The organism is Enterobacter sp. WCHEn045836, assembly GCF_003965585.1.
Classification (GTDB): domain Bacteria; phylum Pseudomonadota; class Gammaproteobacteria; order Enterobacterales; family Enterobacteriaceae; genus Enterobacter; species Enterobacter dissolvens.
In genome coordinates, this window is record NZ_RXPT01000019.1 from 60,363 (window position 1) to 76,327 (window position 15,965).

21 protein-coding genes and 1 other annotated feature are annotated in these 15,965 nt (G+C 52.1%); of the genes, 13 read left to right on the forward strand and 8 right to left on the reverse strand.

Translation table 11 applies throughout. The annotated features are described in order from the left end of the window. The first annotated feature begins 85 nt into the window (after positions 1-85). The 7 genes from ffh (at position 86) to EKN38_RS21130 (ending at position 5,522) form a co-directional block, all read left to right on the forward strand. Positions 86-1,447, forward strand: coding sequence for a signal recognition particle protein (ffh, locus tag EKN38_RS21100; RefSeq protein ID WP_013098351.1), 1,362 nt, complete (start codon positions 86-88; stop codon positions 1,445-1,447). A gap of 136 nt (positions 1,448-1,583) precedes the next feature. Continuing rightward, positions 1,584-1,832 (forward strand): 30S ribosomal protein S16, encoded by a 249-nt coding sequence (gene rpsP / locus EKN38_RS21105; protein ID WP_003863133.1) that lies wholly within the window; start codon positions 1,584-1,586, stop codon positions 1,830-1,832. 15 nt (positions 1,833-1,847) lie between these two features. Next, entirely contained in the window at positions 1,848-2,387 is a 540-nt protein-coding gene (gene rimM / locus EKN38_RS21110) for a ribosome maturation factor RimM (RefSeq protein ID WP_043951682.1), read from the forward strand. A gap of 31 nt (positions 2,388-2,418) precedes the next feature. Next, positions 2,419-3,186 (forward strand): tRNA (guanosine(37)-N1)-methyltransferase TrmD, encoded by a 768-nt coding sequence (gene trmD / locus EKN38_RS21115; RefSeq protein WP_014832949.1) that lies wholly within the window; start codon positions 2,419-2,421, stop codon positions 3,184-3,186. Positions 3,187-3,229: 43 nt separating this feature from the next. After that, positions 3,230-3,577: a 50S ribosomal protein L19 gene (rplS, locus tag EKN38_RS21120; protein WP_002914145.1), complete on the forward strand. Its 348-nt coding sequence runs from the start codon at positions 3,230-3,232 to the stop codon at positions 3,575-3,577. A gap of 132 nt (positions 3,578-3,709) precedes the next feature. Beyond that, positions 3,710-4,114, forward strand: coding sequence for a DUF2946 domain-containing protein (locus tag EKN38_RS21125; RefSeq protein WP_014832948.1), 405 nt, complete (start codon positions 3,710-3,712; stop codon positions 4,112-4,114). A 37-nt stretch (positions 4,115-4,151) separates the two neighbouring features. Next, positions 4,152-5,522 carry a PepSY-associated TM helix domain-containing protein gene (locus EKN38_RS21130; protein ID WP_014832947.1) on the forward strand — a complete coding sequence of 457 codons (1,371 nt, stop codon included), beginning with the start codon at positions 4,152-4,154 and terminating at the stop codon, positions 5,520-5,522. 2 nt (positions 5,523-5,524) lie between these two features. Here the strand turns inward: EKN38_RS21130 and EKN38_RS21135 are convergent, their stop codons facing one another. The 4 genes from EKN38_RS21135 to EKN38_RS21150 form a co-directional block, all read right to left on the reverse strand. Then, the gene (locus EKN38_RS21135) at positions 5,525-6,010 is read right to left on the reverse strand and encodes an OmpA family protein (RefSeq protein ID WP_014832946.1); all 486 of its coding nucleotides are present in this window, start codon (positions 6,008-6,010) and stop codon (positions 5,525-5,527) included. Positions 6,011-6,022: 12 nt separating this feature from the next. Further along, complete coding sequence (gene dgcN, locus EKN38_RS21140; protein ID WP_014832945.1) at positions 6,023-7,243, reverse strand: diguanylate cyclase DgcN; 1,221 nt, start codon at positions 7,241-7,243, stop codon at positions 6,023-6,025. Further along, a complete protein-coding gene (locus tag EKN38_RS21145) occupies positions 7,236-7,724 on the reverse strand; it encodes a YfiR family protein (protein ID WP_074163165.1) in 489 nt (162 codons plus the stop codon). Before EKN38_RS21145 ends, dgcN begins: the two co-directional genes overlap by 8 nt. Before the next feature lie 199 nt (positions 7,725-7,923). Further along, positions 7,924-8,298, reverse strand: a complete 375-nt coding sequence (locus EKN38_RS21150; RefSeq protein WP_126522587.1) for a DUF2799 domain-containing protein — start codon at positions 8,296-8,298, stop codon at positions 7,924-7,926. Between the two features lie 214 nt (positions 8,299-8,512). On the opposite strand from EKN38_RS21150, the gene aroF reads away from it, so the two are divergent. The 3 genes from aroF to EKN38_RS21165 are packed head-to-tail and all read left to right on the forward strand — an operon-like array spanning position 8,513 to position 11,648. Continuing rightward, positions 8,513-9,583: a 3-deoxy-7-phosphoheptulonate synthase AroF gene (aroF, locus tag EKN38_RS21155; RefSeq protein WP_014832942.1), complete on the forward strand. Its 1,071-nt coding sequence runs from the start codon at positions 8,513-8,515 to the stop codon at positions 9,581-9,583. Between the two features lie 10 nt (positions 9,584-9,593). Next, positions 9,594-10,715 carry a bifunctional chorismate mutase/prephenate dehydrogenase gene (gene tyrA / locus EKN38_RS21160; RefSeq protein WP_014832941.1) on the forward strand — a complete coding sequence of 374 codons (1,122 nt, stop codon included), beginning with the start codon at positions 9,594-9,596 and terminating at the stop codon, positions 10,713-10,715. Between the two features lie 60 nt (positions 10,716-10,775). After that, positions 10,776-11,648 carry an SMP-30/gluconolactonase/LRE family protein gene (locus EKN38_RS21165; RefSeq protein WP_014832940.1) on the forward strand — a complete coding sequence of 291 codons (873 nt, stop codon included), beginning with the start codon at positions 10,776-10,778 and terminating at the stop codon, positions 11,646-11,648. Here EKN38_RS21165 and pheA read toward each other — a convergent pair. The 4 genes from pheA to EKN38_RS21185 all read right to left on the reverse strand — a co-directional run bounded on the left by pheA (position 11,645) and on the right by EKN38_RS21185 (position 14,489). Further along, entirely contained in the window at positions 11,645-12,805 is a 1,161-nt protein-coding gene (gene pheA / locus EKN38_RS21170) for a bifunctional chorismate mutase/prephenate dehydratase (protein ID WP_014832939.1), read from the reverse strand. The two genes, EKN38_RS21165 and pheA, sit on opposite strands and share 4 nt — an antisense overlap. Positions 12,806-12,835: 30 nt before the next feature. Continuing rightward, positions 12,836-12,961, reverse strand: a sequence feature (Phe leader region). Next, on the reverse strand, positions 12,913-12,960 hold the full coding sequence (gene pheL / locus EKN38_RS21175) for a pheA operon leader peptide PheL (protein WP_100249759.1): 48 nt from the start codon (positions 12,958-12,960) through the stop codon (positions 12,913-12,915). It overlaps the preceding feature by 48 nt. A gap of 163 nt (positions 12,962-13,124) precedes the next feature. After that, positions 13,125-14,123, reverse strand: coding sequence for a tyrosine-type recombinase/integrase (locus EKN38_RS21180; protein WP_185812853.1), 999 nt, complete (start codon positions 14,121-14,123; stop codon positions 13,125-13,127). A gap of 66 nt (positions 14,124-14,189) precedes the next feature. Continuing rightward, the gene (locus EKN38_RS21185; RefSeq protein ID WP_126522593.1) at positions 14,190-14,489 is read right to left on the reverse strand and encodes a helix-turn-helix transcriptional regulator; all 300 of its coding nucleotides are present in this window, start codon (positions 14,487-14,489) and stop codon (positions 14,190-14,192) included. 109 nt (positions 14,490-14,598) lie between these two features. Here EKN38_RS21185 and EKN38_RS21190 point away from each other — a divergent pair, with 109 nt between their 5' ends. From EKN38_RS21190 to EKN38_RS21200, 3 genes are read left to right on the forward strand one after another with little or no spacing between them, the layout of a single operon-like run. After that, on the forward strand, positions 14,599-14,880 hold the full coding sequence (locus EKN38_RS21190; protein WP_126522595.1) for a Cox family DNA-binding protein: 282 nt from the start codon (positions 14,599-14,601) through the stop codon (positions 14,878-14,880). Positions 14,881-14,906: 26 nt separating this feature from the next. Further along, the gene (locus tag EKN38_RS21195) at positions 14,907-15,242 is read left to right on the forward strand and encodes a hypothetical protein (protein WP_126522598.1); all 336 of its coding nucleotides are present in this window, start codon (positions 14,907-14,909) and stop codon (positions 15,240-15,242) included. A 9-nt stretch (positions 15,243-15,251) separates the two neighbouring features. Then, on the forward strand, positions 15,252-15,821 hold the full coding sequence (locus EKN38_RS21200) for a 3'-5' exonuclease (protein ID WP_126522600.1): 570 nt from the start codon (positions 15,252-15,254) through the stop codon (positions 15,819-15,821). The last annotated feature ends 144 nt before the right edge of the window (positions 15,822-15,965 follow it).

Here is a 15,965-nt window from a genome sequence, read left to right on the forward strand (position 1 = left end):
AAAGGCGCCTTCATGTTATACTCCGGCAAAATTCTGTGTATGTGTCGCTCATGGCGGCCCAACGTTTCTACTCAGGCGAGAGACAATGTTTGATAATTTAACCGATCGTTTGTCGCGCACGCTGCGCAACATCAGCGGCCGCGGACGCCTTACCGAAGACAACATCAAGGAAACGCTGCGCGAAGTGCGCATGGCGCTGCTGGAAGCAGACGTCGCGTTGCCGGTTGTTCGTGATTTTATCAACCGCGTTAAAGAGAAGGCGGTTGGTCATGAAGTTAACAAGAGCCTGACCCCGGGTCAGGAGTTCGTCAAAATCGTTCGTAACGAACTGGTTTCGGCGATGGGCGAAGAGAACCAGGTTCTGAACCTGGCGGCTCAGCCTCCGGCCGTTGTGTTGATGGCAGGTCTGCAGGGTGCGGGTAAAACCACCAGCGTCGGTAAGCTGGGTAAATTCCTGCGCGAGAAGCACAAGAAAAAGGTGCTGGTGGTTTCTGCGGACGTTTATCGCCCGGCGGCAATCAAACAGCTGGAGACCCTGGCGCAGCAGGTTGGCGTCGATTTCTTCCCGTCCGACGTGGCCCAGAAACCTGTCGACATCGTCAATGCCGCGCTGAAAGAAGCGAAGCTTAAATTCTACGACGTGCTGCTGGTGGATACCGCCGGTCGTCTGCACGTTGATGAAGCGATGATGGACGAAATCAAACAGGTGCATGCCTCTATCAACCCGGTAGAGACCCTGTTTGTGGTTGACGCCATGACCGGTCAGGATGCGGCGAACACCGCGAAAGCGTTCAACGAAGCCCTGCCGTTAACCGGCGTGGTGTTGACCAAAGTGGACGGTGACGCCCGCGGCGGTGCGGCGCTTTCTATTCGTCATATCACCGGTAAGCCGATCAAGTTCCTCGGCGTGGGCGAAAAAACCGAAGCGCTGGAGCCGTTCCACCCGGACCGTATTGCCTCCCGTATCCTCGGCATGGGTGACGTGCTGTCGCTGATTGAAGATATCGAGAGTAAAGTTGACCGCGCCCAGGCCGAGAAGCTGGCCAGCAAGCTGAAAAAAGGCGACGGTTTCGATCTGACCGACTTCCTTGAGCAGCTGCGTCAGATGAAAAACATGGGCGGCATGGCAAGCCTGATGGGCAAACTGCCGGGCATGGGCCAAATCCCAGACAACGTAAAAGCGCAGATGGATGACAAGGTGCTGGTGCGTATGGAGGCGATCATCAACTCGATGACCCTCAAAGAGCGTGCTAACCCTGACATCATCAAAGGTTCCCGTAAGCGCCGTATCGCAGCCGGTTGCGGCATGCAGGTGCAGGACGTTAACCGCCTTCTGAAACAGTTCGACGACATGCAGCGCATGATGAAGAAAATGAAGAAGGGCGGCATGGCCAAGATGATGCGTGGCATGAAAGGGATGATGCCGCCAGGATTCCCTGGCCGATAAATCGTGTTTAATGCTCAGTATCAAGATGCTGATTGCATTTTCCCCAGAAATCAGTAAAATTTTCGGGCTTTTAATATGACACCCGGGCTCCGTTCCTCGATGGGGCCCGGTTGTTTTATTCACACAAGAGGATGTTATGGTAACTATTCGTTTAGCACGTCACGGCGCTAAAAAGCGTCCGTTCTACCAGGTTGTTGTGACTGACAGCCGTAATGCACGCAACGGTCGCTTCATCGAGCGCGTTGGTTTCTTCAACCCACTGGCCGCTGGCGCAGAAGAAGAAACTCGTCTGGATCTGGATCGTATCGCTCACTGGGTTGGCCAGGGCGCGACTGTTTCCGATCGCGTTGCTACGCTGATCAAAGCAGCAAACAAAGCAGCTTAATCTGTCACGGTGGTCATGATGAGCAATAAAGCACCTGTTGAACCGATCGTATTGGGCAAAATGGGTTCTTGCTACGGTATCCGTGGTTGGCTCAGAGTGTTTTCCTCCACTGAAGACGCTGATAGCATTTTTAATTACCAGCCCTGGTTTATCCAGAAAGCCGGTAAGTGGGAAGAGGTCGAGCTGGAAAGCTGGCGTCACCACAATCAGGACATCATCATCAAGCTGAAAGGCGTTGACGATCGTGATGCCGCGAATGCGCTGACTAATTGTGAAATTGTCGTGGATTCGTCGCAGTTGCCGGAGCTTGAAGAAGGCGACTATTACTGGAAAGACCTTATGGGTTGCCAGGTAGTCACCACTGAAGGCTACAGCCTGGGGAAAGTCATCGACATGATGGAAACCGGGTCCAATGACGTTCTCGTCATTAAGGCAAACCTGAAAGATGCATTTGGCATCAAGGAGCGGTTGGTTCCGTTCCTCGATGGACAGGTTATCAAGAAAGTCGATCTCGCTACTCAAACGATTGAAGTAGATTGGGATCCTGGTTTTTAAATTCTCCGGATAAACGGTAAAAGACGGCGCTATGTGGATTGGCATAATTAGCCTGTTTCCTGAAATGTTCCGCGCGATTACCGATTACGGGGTAACTGGCCGGGCAGTAAAGAATGGCCTGCTGAGCATCCAGAGCTGGAGTCCTCGTGACTTCACGCATGACCGGCACCGTACCGTGGACGATCGTCCTTACGGCGGCGGACCGGGGATGCTAATGATGGTGCAACCCTTACGGGACGCCATTCACACAGCAAAAGCCGCGGCAGGTGAAGGCGCAAAGGTGATTTATCTGTCACCTCAGGGACGCAAGCTTGATCAAGCGGGCGTCAGCGAACTGGCGACGAATCAAAAACTGATTCTGGTCTGTGGTCGCTACGAAGGGATAGATGAGCGCGTAATTCAAACCGAGATTGACGAAGAATGGTCTATCGGCGATTACGTTCTCAGCGGTGGTGAGTTACCAGCGATGACGCTGATTGACTCCGTCGCCCGGTTCATTCCGGGAGTACTGGGCCATGAAGCTTCGGCAACGGAAGATTCCTTTGCCGATGGGTTGCTGGACTGTCCACACTATACCCGTCCTGAAGTGTTAGAAGGGATGGAAGTCCCGGCAGTGTTACTGTCTGGAAACCATGCTGAGATACGTCGCTGGCGTTTGAAGCAGTCGCTGGGCCGAACCTGGCTTAGAAGACCTGAACTTCTGGAAAACCTGGCTCTGACTGAAGAGCAAGCAAAGTTGCTGGCCGAGTTCAAAACTGAACACGCGCACCAGCAGCATGAACATGATGGGAATGCGTAATACGCTCCCGAATATCAGTTTACCCAGGATAAGAGATTAAATTATGAGCAACATTATTAAGCAACTTGAACAAGAGCAGATGAAGCAGGACGTACCTTCCTTCCGTCCAGGTGACACCGTGGAAGTGAAAGTATGGGTTGTTGAAGGTTCCAAAAAACGTCTGCAGGCATTCGAGGGCGTGGTTATCGCTATTCGTAACCGCGGTCTGCACTCTGCATTCACTGTTCGTAAAATTTCCAACGGCGAAGGCGTTGAGCGTGTCTTCCAGACTCACTCTCCGGTAGTTGACAGCATTGCTGTTAAACGTCGTGGTGCTGTACGTAAAGCTAAACTGTACTACCTGCGTGAGCGTACTGGTAAGTCTGCTCGTATTAAAGAGCGTCTGAACTAAGATTCGCTTAAGCGACATCCTGTTAGAAAGGGCTGGCCGAAAGGCTGGCCCTTTTTTTATCCCATCGCATCTCTCGTGTTAACCCTTTCGTCATAAATCATTTACAATGCTGGCCTCTTCCGTGGAGGGTAAGTGATTAACGTACTGCATCAGCATAACTGGAAACGCGCAGCGGCATTGACCGCGCTGTTTGCGATCCTGCTGATCGTGATCGCTCCGCTTATCTCCGTCTCGCTGCAAAAAGATCCCATGAGTGCCATGCCGGGGATGCACCATGACATGAGCATGATGTCGATGGATGAGCACCACGGCGATATGCCGCACAGCATGCCGGTTGACCATGCGGAAGCCTGTGGCTACTGCGTGCTATTAGCCCACGTGCCGGGCATGATACTTGCGCTGATTGTGCTGCTCAGTGTCGTGCTGCACAGGCTGCGTGTGAAGAAGCCGCGTCAGGCGGTCAGCCACTGGCATTTTTTCCCCTGGCTTTATCCCGATACCCGCGCGCCGCCGCGGCAGTCTGCTTTTTCCCTTTAAAAAATATCGATAACTTTTTGCCTTAAAAAGGAAAAGTATGACTACCTGCACTCCGCGCGCGGCATGGGGAAACCTGCTGCGTCGACTCCATTTCTATGTCGGGCTGTTTGTCGGCCCGTTTATCTTCTTCGCCGCGCTGACCGGTACGCTGTACGTGGCGACACCGCAGCTGGAAAATATTCTGTACCGGCACGCGCTCCACACGGATTCGGTGGGGGAACTACAACCGCTGGCGGAGCAGATCGCCGTGGCGGAAAAAACCATCGGCACCAGTCTGCGTTTACACGCCGTGCGTCCTGGCCTGGTTGCGGGTGAAACCACCCGTGTGATGTTTGCCGACCCGTCGCTTGGCCCATCGGAAACCCGCGCTGTTTTTATCGATCCCGTCACTCTTGCGGTGCGTGGCGATATGACGGTGTATGGTACCAGCGGAATTTTACCGTTACGCCAGACCATTGATTATCTGCATACGTCACTGATGCTGGGTAACGTTGGTCGGATCTACAGCGAGCTGGCCGCCTCGTGGATGTGGGTCGCCGCGCTGGGCGGGATTGCGCTGTGGTTTTATACCCGGCCAAAACGTCGGATCAACAATCGTTTTCAGAACCGGCGTCGCCTGCATGTCACGCTGGGCTGGGTGCTGCTGGGGGGAATGTTGCTGTTCTCTGCGACGGGCCTGACGTGGTCTCAGTGGGCGGGCGGCAACGTGGATAAACTTCGTGCGCAGATGAACTGGCTAACCCCACAGGTGAACACCACGCTTTCGGGTGCCCCCGTCACGATGGATGAACACGCTGAACATCGCGGACATCATGGTGGCATGATGATGCCCGACGTGACGATAGATCTGACCCGGTTTGATGGCGTATTGCACGCTGCCCGTCGGGCAGGGATTGATGCTAATAAACTCGAAATCCGCCCGGCGAAAAGCGCTGACCAGGCATGGACCGTGACGGAAATTGACCGCAGCTGGCCGACCCAGGTGGATGCCGTTGCGGTGGATCCGAATTCCATGCAAATTCTGGACAGAACCCGCTTTGAGAATTTCCCGCTAATGGCAAAGCTGACCCGCTGGGGCGTGGATTTCCATATGGGGATCTTGTTCGGCCTGGCGAACCAGTTGCTGCTTATCGCATTTGGCCTGGCGCTGTGTGTGCTGATTGTCTGGGGATACCGGATGTGGTGGATGCGTCGCCCGGCGCAATCGACGGCGGATCCGCTTCAGACGCTTTGTCAGAGCTGGCTGGCGCTCCCGGGATGGGGAAAAGTCGTCACGGTGGTGGTCAGCGTAGTGCTGGGGCTGGCATTGCCGGTGATGGGCGCGAGCCTGGCGCTGTTTATTCTGGTCGACTGGCTGCGCTGGCGAGCGGCAGCCGGCGTGTCGCTCGCACAATCATCCGTTAAATAAGGCTATGGCGTGCTGATGACCACCGCGACCCGACGGTTTTCAGCACGCCCTTGCGCCGTACTGTTGCTGGAAACCGGATATTTTTTACCTAATCCCTGCGTGGTGAGGTTGCTGCGCGGGATATTGGCGCCTTTGGCCCAGACGTCAGCCACTGCATTGGCACGTTTTAACGACAGCGCTTCGTTGTAGCTCTCTTCACCGTAATTATCGGTGTGGCCATCCATGCGCGCGTGTTTCAGGCCGGTAGCCGCCAGACGAGATGCCATGGTGCGGATCTGCGCTTCACTTTCCGGGCGCAGTCTGGCGTCATTTTTATCAAACAGGATTGTATCTGACAGGCCCAGAGACCAGTCGCCATTCAGCTCGTTAAAACCGTATGACTTCATCGCCGCAATTTGCTCAGGGGTGAATTTACCTTCAGGCGGTGACTGGCAACCTGCCAGCACTATCGAAGCGAGAAATAACGGCGCGAAGTATCGCTTTAACATATCGTATCCTTTCTAAGTTATTGCTTTTGTACGCTGGTTTTTATCCTGGTACATGTTGCGGTCGGCTTGCTCCAGTAATGCTTCCACAGAGGCACTTTCCCACGCCAGAGCAAAGCCAATGCTAAGTGACATCGTTGCTGTCTGCCCGTTATGCAGATCGAACGGGCGCATAAACTGCTGCGACAGCGCAGCACAAATCTGTTGAACCTCTGCGGCAGACTGAACGCCGTACAGCACCATCGCAAACTCGTCACCGCCAAGGCGGTATGACTGATGACGCTTATCGCCAAATTCGACCATCCTGCTGGCGACTTCAATCAGCACGCAATCGCCTGCCGCATGTCCCCAGGTGTCATTAATAAACTTGAAATTATCGCCGTCGAGGAACAGAAGGGCAGAGTTGGTTTTCGCGGAGGTATCGTTCATTAATGCCGCGATGCTGCTACGAAACGCAGCCCGATTGGCAAGGCCGGTCAGCGGATCGTGCATGGCGGTACGCAGCAGTTGGGCGTTTTTGGCCTGCAGCTTCAGCTGCCACTCTTCCATCTCATCCAGCAGGCTGTTGAAGTCCTCGCCGAACTGGTGGAATTCTTCGATACGGCCATCCTTCACCCGGCGGGAGAAGTTGCGGTTGGTGCGTACGTCATGAACGACGTCGGTGATATTTTGCAACGCCGTCACCATGCCCTGGTGCAGGGAGTGGGTAATCGTGAGCGCAACGGCGGTAGCAAAAAGAATACAGCCGGTGAGAACGGCGAACGACAGCCAGATGAAATGACTGATCAGATTGTCGCGCGCGGTGAGGCGGATTTCGCCGATCGCATTGCCGTTATGCATGATGGGCTGTGCAACCGGATTGGGGAACAGCCAGCGACTAACCAGCGCGCCCAGCGTGTCGTTATTATCCTCCGGGTTCCAGGACCAGTAAGCAAATCGCTTTTTATGTACGTTGATAACCTCAGCTACGGCAAACTGGCCCTGTTTACCCAAGGTCGCAAGCGTTTCGTTGGCTGCCAGCGCATCGTTAAAGACCAGTGAGGCTTCAAGGCTGTGGCTCATTGTTGCGCCGGTTAATTCGAGGTTTTTTTGCGCGTATTGCTTTAATGTCACCACGGAAGCAAAACAGAGCAGCAGCCAAATTAACGTCATGGTGATGATGACGCTTATCATGCTGATTCGTCGTAACGTGCTTTTAAACGTTGGACGTGGTGTTGAAGTGAATTCTTTATCCATGCTGCTTATTCCGTGCGAGCATTAATACATCCGGATTGACGCGTACACCACTGCGCGTTAATGCATCCAGATTGACGGAAAATCTGACCTGGTTGTGATCGATTATCAGGCAAAATGCACTGCCAATAACACATTCCGGATTCTGCTCTGAGATTAATAGCAATGCTCTGCCCTGATACTGGCTTATTAATTCAAGTTGTTTTGCCGGCGATTCAGTCCCGAAATAAATAGCATCGCACGTCGCGGACAGGGCTTCCTGATCGTTATGCACAATAACGGGAGTATAAGGTAACTCGCTTTGCCCCTCTTCACGGCTAAGTGCTTGCGTGTAGTGAGATGAGGCATAAACACAGAGTTTAGGTTGCCCGGAAAGTGACGGCCATCGGGTGTAGCTCACAATACCCGACACAATCGAACGCACCGATTTATCGGTTTCTGTGAACGTGCCTGCCGTCGCTGGGCCCACCATAAAGAACAGCATTAGCACCAGAGTGAGTCGGAACAAAGAGATCAAGAATGAATTTCTCACCAGAATCCGCCACACCGCTCTGGAAATAGATGTCCTTAAGAGTTGTCGGCAGAATACCATTGTTTATCAAAGCCGTCATTATGTCAGAAATATCCTGCGTTCGACCTAAGCTAAATCCTACAGTGACTCTATTCCGGCACAGAGAACCGGCTTAATTTAGCCTGCTGGCGCGCATACTTTCATCCATTCCTTGTTGCCATGATTCATGAAGCTTTGCTGCATTTTCGGCGGTATCACAACTGGCAGGGAAAGATTTGCCTGCTAATCCCCAGGCGTGAATAAATCCTTCTTCACACACTTTCTTCTGACCGTCGGCGTAGCCACGAAGATATTTACTACGATCAACATGCGGGTCGTTAAAACTATCGGCCAGCGTCTGATTATCTTTAACCGGCAGGCCATTCATGGCGTCTTCTTTACCCGCGTCGAACCAACTGGGACTGGTCCAGTCGGGCTGGAAGGTGTAAGGATTGATCTGGCAGCCCGATAAACACAGCGACAACAGCATAAGAGCGATTGAACGCATAGCCATTCTCCTTTTTTCTTCAGCATAGCCTGGCCAAAGAAAATATGACTGTAATTTTATCTTTACGATTTCAACGGCTGATTTTTGCAGTAAAATGGCTTTTGTAAAGTAAAGTGTACGTATTTTGGATTGAAATCTTTACTTGTTGTGGTATCGTTGTTTCACCTCTTCGAGGAAAACAACTATCGCAAACGAGCTTTACAGGATCGCCATCATGCAAAAAGACGCGCTGAACAACGTACATATCACTGACGAACAGGTTTTGATTACTCCGGATCAACTGAAAGCGGAGTTCCCGCTGAGTGTCGCGCAGGAGGCTCAAATTGAGCACTCGCGCCAGACCATTTCTGACATTATCGCTGGCCGCGATCCGCGCCTGCTGGTGGTATGTGGTCCTTGCTCCATTCACGATCCTGAGACCGCCATTGAATACGCTCGTCGATTTAAAGCATTAGCGGAGGAGGTCAGCGATAGCCTCTACCTGGTGATGCGCGTCTATTTTGAGAAGCCACGTACCACCGTTGGCTGGAAAGGGTTGATTAACGATCCGCACATGGATGGCTCGTTTGATGTGGAAGCCGGTCTGAAGATTGCACGTCGCCTGCTGGTGGAGCTGGTCAGCATGGGGCTGCCGCTGGCAACCGAAGCGCTGGATCCGAACAGCCCGCAGTACCTGGGCGATCTGTTTAGCTGGTCTGCGATTGGTGCGCGTACCACGGAATCACAAACCCACCGTGAAATGGCGTCTGGTCTGTCGATGCCGGTGGGTTTTAAAAACGGGACCGACGGTAGCCTTGCCACGGCGATCAACGCCATGCGCGCCGCGGCGATGCCGCACCGCTTTGTGGGTATTAACCAGGCGGGCCAGGTTTGTCTCCTGCAGACGCAGGGTAATCCGGACGGCCATGTGATCCTTCGCGGCGGTAAAGCGCCGAACTACAGCCCGGCAGATGTGGCACAGTGTGAAAAAGAGATGGAGCAGGCGGGACTGCGTCCGGCACTGATGGTAGATTGCAGTCATGGTAATTCGAATAAAGATTACCGTCGTCAGCCTGCGGTGGCGGAATCGGTGGTCGCGCAGATCAAAGACGGCAACCGTTCTATTATCGGTCTGATGATTGAGAGCAATATTCATGAAGGCAATCAATCATCTGAACAACCGCGCAGCGCAATGAAGCACGGTGTATCCGTGACGGATGCCTGCATCAGCTGGGAAACCACCGATGCGCTGCTGCGTGAGATCCACAAAGATTTAAACGGCCAGCTGGCGACGCGTCTGGCTTAAGAGGTTAGGTATGGTTGCTGAATTGACCGCATTACGCGATCAAATTGATGAAGTGGATAAGGCGCTGCTGGATCTGTTAGCGCGTCGCATGGCGCTGGTTGCCGAGGTCGGTGAGGTCAAAAGCAAATATGGCCTGCCGATTTACGTTCCGGAGCGCGAGGCCTCCATGCTGGCTTCCCGTCGTAAAGAGGCCCAGATACTGGGCGTCTCGCCGGATTTGATTGAAGATGTCCTGCGTCGTGTGATGCGGGAGTCCTACTCCAGCGAAAATGATAAAGGCTTCAAGACCCTGTGTCCGTCCCTGCGCCCGGTCGTGATTGTGGGCGGGGCAGGGCAGATGGGGCGGCTGTTTGAAAAAATGCTGACCCTGTCTGGCTATCAGGTGCGCATTCTGGAAAAAGAGGACTGGGCAAATGCGCCAGAGCTGATGAAAGATGCCGGAATGGTCATCGTCAGCGTGCCGATTCACGTGACGGAGCAGATCATTGCGAAGCTTCCTCCGCTGCCGGCAGATTGCATCCTGGTGGACTTAGCGTCCGTGAAAAATGGCCCGCTGCAGGCAATGCTTGCCGCGCACACAGGGCCGGTGTTGGGGCTGCATCCTATGTTTGGCCCGGACAGCGGCAGCCTGGCGAAACAGGTGGTGGTCTACTGTGATGGTCGTCAGCCGGAAGCCTATCAGTGGTTCCTGGAACAGATTCAGGTTTGGGGCGCGCGGCTGCACCGCATCAGCGCGGTTGAACACGATCAGAACATGGCGTTCATTCAGGCGCTGCGCCACTTTGCAACCTTTGCCTATGGGCTGCATCTGGCGGAAGAGAATGTGCAGCTTGAGCAGTTACTGGCACTCTCTTCGCCAATCTATCGTCTGGAGCTGGCGATGGTCGGGCGTCTGTTTGCTCAGGATCCCCAGCTTTACGCCGACATTATTATGTCGTCTGAGAACAACCTGGCCCTGATTAAGCGTTACTACCAGCGATTTGGCGAAGCCATCACGCTGCTGGAACACGGAGACAAGCAGGCGTTTATCGACAGTTTCCGTAAGGTTGAGCACTGGTTTGGCGATTACGCACAACGTTTCCAGAGCGAGAGCCGCACGCTGTTGCGTCAGGCAAATGACAGTCGCCAGTAATGCGATGATGTATATACTGAAAGCCAGCATTGCTGGCTTTTTTCATTTTGGGGAACTGTCATGGCCGAACCGCAGCTGCTGTTGAACTACACCGGGCATCTGCCCGAATGCCCGACGTGGAGTGCAGAGGAAAATGCGCTTTACTGGGCGGATATTCTTGAAGGTGAGATCCACCGTTATCATTTACCCACGGCGGAACACACCGTGCTCTCTTTCCATGAAGAGGTGGGGTGTTTCGCCCTGCGCGAACGCGGCGGTTTTATCGTCGCGATGCGAAGCGGCATCTGGCTTTCCGATAAACACGGTCTGCTGCAGCGTAAAGTCTGTGATAACCCGTCGAATCCGCAGCTTGCGCGTTTCAATGACGGGGGAACCGATCATAGGGGCCGGTTTTACGCCGGTACCTTCTGGGCGCCGGGTGATTACAACGGGGCGCTGTTGATGCGCATTGATAACGATTTGACGCCAAAAGTTATCCAGTGCGACATTCATGGCCACAATGGTCTGGCATTCAGCCCCGACCATCGGTGGATGTTTACTTCTGATACACCAAACGGCGTTATCTACCGTACCCCGCTGGATGAGCAGGGGGAACCCGGTAAACGTGAGGTATTCCGCCAGTTTAAAGACGGCGAAGGGATACCGGACGGTGCCGCGATGGATGTGGAAGGCTGCTACTGGAGTGCGCTGTTTGACGGCTGGCGTATTGCGCGTTTTTCTCCGCAAGGGGAGCAACTGGAAGAGTACCGCATGCCGGTACGTTGCCCGACGATGGTCTGTTTTGGCGGCGATGATATGAAAACACTGTTTATTACCACCACGCGGGAAAATATGGATGCGGAGGAGGTGGCGAAGTATCCGCTCTCCGGCGCTATCTTCACCCTGCCGGTGAATGTGGCAGGGATGAAGAAAAGCCGCTTTATCGAACGTTAGGCCGGGTCGACAGGAACCACGTTTTCGCTCGGATAACAGCCCAGCACTTTCATTGAACGGGTGATTTCACCCAGTTCACGCAGGGCTTTCTGCATGGATGGCGATTCCAGGTTGGCCTGAATGTCGAGATAGAACATCTCTTCCCACGGATTGCCGTGAATCGGGCGTGATTCAAGGCGGGTCATGATCAGATTGTGGTTACGCAGTACCAGTAGCGCTTCAACCAGCGCCCCTGCCTGCTGCCCGGTTGCCATCAACAGGGTGGTTTTGGCTGGCACCTGATCAGAGACATTGATGGCTTTACGCGCCAGTACGATGAAGCGGGTGATGTTTTGCGTCTGGTTTGCCAGATTGCGTTCCAGAACCTGAAGACCATACAGCGCACCGCCCGCTTCGCTGCCCAGCGCCGCGACAGTAGGGGAGTTCGCCTGGGCGACTTTTTCCATCGCCGCTGAGGTGCTTTCGGTGTACTCAATTTTCCAGTTCGGGTAGTGATTCAGGAACTGGCTGCACTGCTGGAATGGCTGCGGATGGCTGTAGACCGTCTCGATGGTGCTCAAATCGGTAGAGCCAGAGACCAGCACGCAGTGATCGATAGGGATCGTCAGCTCACCCACCAGCGACAGGCTGGTGTGTTGCAGCAAATCGTAGACGTCGTTAATGGCACCGGAGCTGGTGTTTTCAATCGGTACGACGGCGTAATCCGCCTGACCGGTTTCCACCTGATTGAAAATATCGGCGAACTTCGCACAGCCGCTTTCAATAAACTCTTCAAAATGGCGTGCAGCGTACTGGCGGGCAGCCAGATGGGAATAAGAGCCTTTAGGGCCAAGAAACGCGATGCGGGCAGAGTGCGGGTTGGTTTTATTCAGATGCTGCTGCAAAAGCGCTTGCTGGGTCAGAACGGAATCTTCGATGATGAGCTGGAACAAACGGGTGATGTAATGAGCATCAAGGTGATGTGCTTTACCGAGTTGAATCAGACGTTCCAGCAGATCGCGTTCGCGGTCAATATCACGTACCGGACGATGCGAGTCCAGTTTGGCTTTACCCACTTCGATGGCGAGCGCGCGGCGTTCAGCCAGAAGTGCCAGTAATTTTTCATCCAGTGCGCTGATTTTTACTCGCAAATCCAGTAACGGGTTTTCCGGTGTCATAGTGTTGTCTGTCTCGTTTTATCGTTATCAATAAAAAAGGCCTCCCGGAGTGGGAGGCCTTTTTGTTCGTCTTCGCATTCTTTATCACACGACGAAACGCCTCCCGTTCAGGGGAAGGTAAAAAAGAATGCGAAGAAGAACGGCGTCAGTTTCATGAAATCATCCTGTGGTTGATAACCTTAAAGTACCTGTACTGTTTTCACCCTGTCAATAAAAAACGCGCCCGAAGGTGCGTTAAAAGGGGCTGTCAGATAAGGCGCTCAACGTAGGATCAATACGTTACGAGCGCCTTATAGTGCCTAATACACCCTAAAATGACCTAGTCGGTGGACATTATGTGGACGCGCCCACGCATAGGGTTAAAGCGTATGGCATCAGTCAGATAGTCGGGCGCAAAGTGCGCATATACCATTGTCTGTTCAATTTTTGTATGCCCCAGAATCCTTTGCAGAGTGATTATGTTGCCGCCATTAATCATGAAGTGGGTGGCAAACGTGTGGCGAAAAACATGAACAGCCTGGCCTTTCGGCAGGTCTGGCTTAATTTTACGCAGCACCTTGCGCACGCGGTCATAACTCGTATCAAACAGCTTCCCGGATTTCCGTGTCAGAATGTAATCGGCAACTTCCTGAGATATCGGAACGGTGCGGGCTGGTCCGGTTTTTGTCTTCACAAAGTTAACTCTGTTCTTGATCACATTCCTGCCATCCAGCTTGCTGGCCTCTCCCCACCTTGCCCCGGTGTTGAGGCTAAGAACAACAACACGGCGATCATCATCGGTAAGTTCACTGGAACTCAGAAGCGCTTGTGTTTCCTCTTCTGACAGAAAGGCCATTTCTGTATTTTCCAGCCGTAGCTTGCGTACGTTATGGAAGGGGTTATCGTGATGGAACTCTTCCATATCAATCAGGAGTGTAAACATGCTGGATATAACGCAGAAATCTCTGTTAGCCGTTCCAGCTGATACTCCGCTATGTAACCTGTCAGCGCGATACTTCATCAAAAAGTTGCGGGTCAGCTCGTACACGCGCGGTTCACCCATTTCACGATTGATTTTTTCCAGGCGTTTTCTGTATGAATCGCCGTAATTGTGGTTCTTCCCGTGGTAGCTCCACCATAACGAAATCAACTCTGAAACAAGTCTTCTGTCCGCAGGTTTGTCCTGCCATTCTTTATCGTGAAAGTTTGTCAGTACGTACCGCTCGTACGCCTGTGCTTCCGCCTTCCTGTCAAATTTGCGTCGGATCCTTCTTCCTGAAGTTCCGCGCGGTCTAACGTCCACTTCAAAACGACCATCATCAAGCTTCTTAATCGACATAGCGAAGCCCTCCGATGTATGAATCATTATGTAAATTTTGCGCTAACGCATAGAAAAACCAGATATTTAACCAGTTTTCCGGGTGGAACGGGGTGAGGTTGTGTTGTCGTGCCCATCAGGGGAGAGAGTCGGGGATACCTGCCCCGCAATTGGTGCTGTTTTATCTGTCATGAGCCAAAGTGTGTATTTTTCAAAAGGTTGAGTGCTTATTACTTTTTCAACCGTCTCTGCCCTCGCGGTTTGATGCCCAGTTTCATACGATTTTATTGTGCTAATAGATATCCCCGTTAGTTCTGCAAATGTGGCCTGAGTTAATCCTTCAGCTTTCCTTATTAGGCGGAGCTTCTCAGCATAATTTCTTGACATGGTGCTAACCTTACGACTATTCTTTGGTTGTAGCGTTACAACCTTGATAGATAAACCCTAGGACGCCTTAAAGCGCCCCAGGAACCCAAACTAACGGAGGATACCACAGATGAAGGAGCCAGCAGAAAACGCACTTTCAGACCTGATAACGCCAGAGCTTTTTGCGTCATATATAGGCAAAACGCCTGCCGCGATTCGCAAAATGGCTATGGCTGGAAAATTGCCGGTGATCCGAATGAAAGACCCTTTAAACCCATCGAAGAAAGGTGGGGAGATTTATATTCATCGGGGAGAGTGGGATGCATATGCAGCACATTTGGCTCAGATTGCACCGCCTGAATGGCATGACTGGAAGAACCGTTTATTCACGACAGATAAAAGTGCTCGTTAGTAAACTAAATATCATTGGGTTTTATCATGAAAACTAAATACGCCACTCTCATACGCAGCCTGTTGCAAAATTATCATGCTCAGGCAAACGCTATAGATAAAGAAACATTCTCTGTCCATAGCGACGGATTGCAGCTGATGGAACTGAATATTCAATTAGCTAAATGTCTAGAAGGAATTACTTCTACTGCACGTTTTAATAATGACAGTGATGATTTTGAAGAGCTTCACAAAATCACACTTATGGTGTTTGGTGGGAATATACCAAATGAAAATAATATTTCCGGGCTTATGTCGCTCGCGACTTCAGCATTAAAAAGTAATAACTCACATCTTAAACCTGTAGCAGCCTCTCAACGTTAAGGAACTGAAATGGAACATTTAATGATTGACCTCGAAACTATGGATAACAAACCTACTGCGGCCATTACTTCTATTGGCGCTGTATTTTTCAATCCGGAAACCGGCGAAATGGGCGAGCAGTTTTATCAGCGCGTAAGCCTGGACAGCTGCGTGGAGCATGGTCTCACAATGGGGGCTGATACTGTACGTTGGTGGATGCGTCAGGACGCAGAGGCACGCAGCGAATTGCTTAACACAGATTGCCTTGATTTGCCTTTGGCTATGTCCTGTCTGGACGAGTTCATCAACCAGAACTCTAATCCGTCACGCCTTCAGGTGTGGGGGAATGGCCCTGCGTTCGACAATGTTATCCTCCGCAATGCGGCAGAAAAATGTGGGTTTATTGAACCCATTTGGTTCTTCTGGAATGACAGGGACGTCAGAACCATGGTTGCGTTGTCAAAAAGTATGGGTCTTAACGTTCATAATATTATCCAGTTCGAAGGTGTTAAACATCACGCCCTACATGATGCCATTCATCAGGCTAAAATTGTTTCTTATGTCTGGATGTATCTCGTTAAAATAGCCAGTGTGAAATAACTATGCTGACAGTGACCTCTCATGCAAGTGATAGTGTCATGTGCAAGGCGTTCTCTGTACTGACGGAATACTACAGCGGGAAAAAAATATATCAGGTAGTAAAGCCACATCATTATTTTTCTGTGCATGTTTCTTATCGCTGGC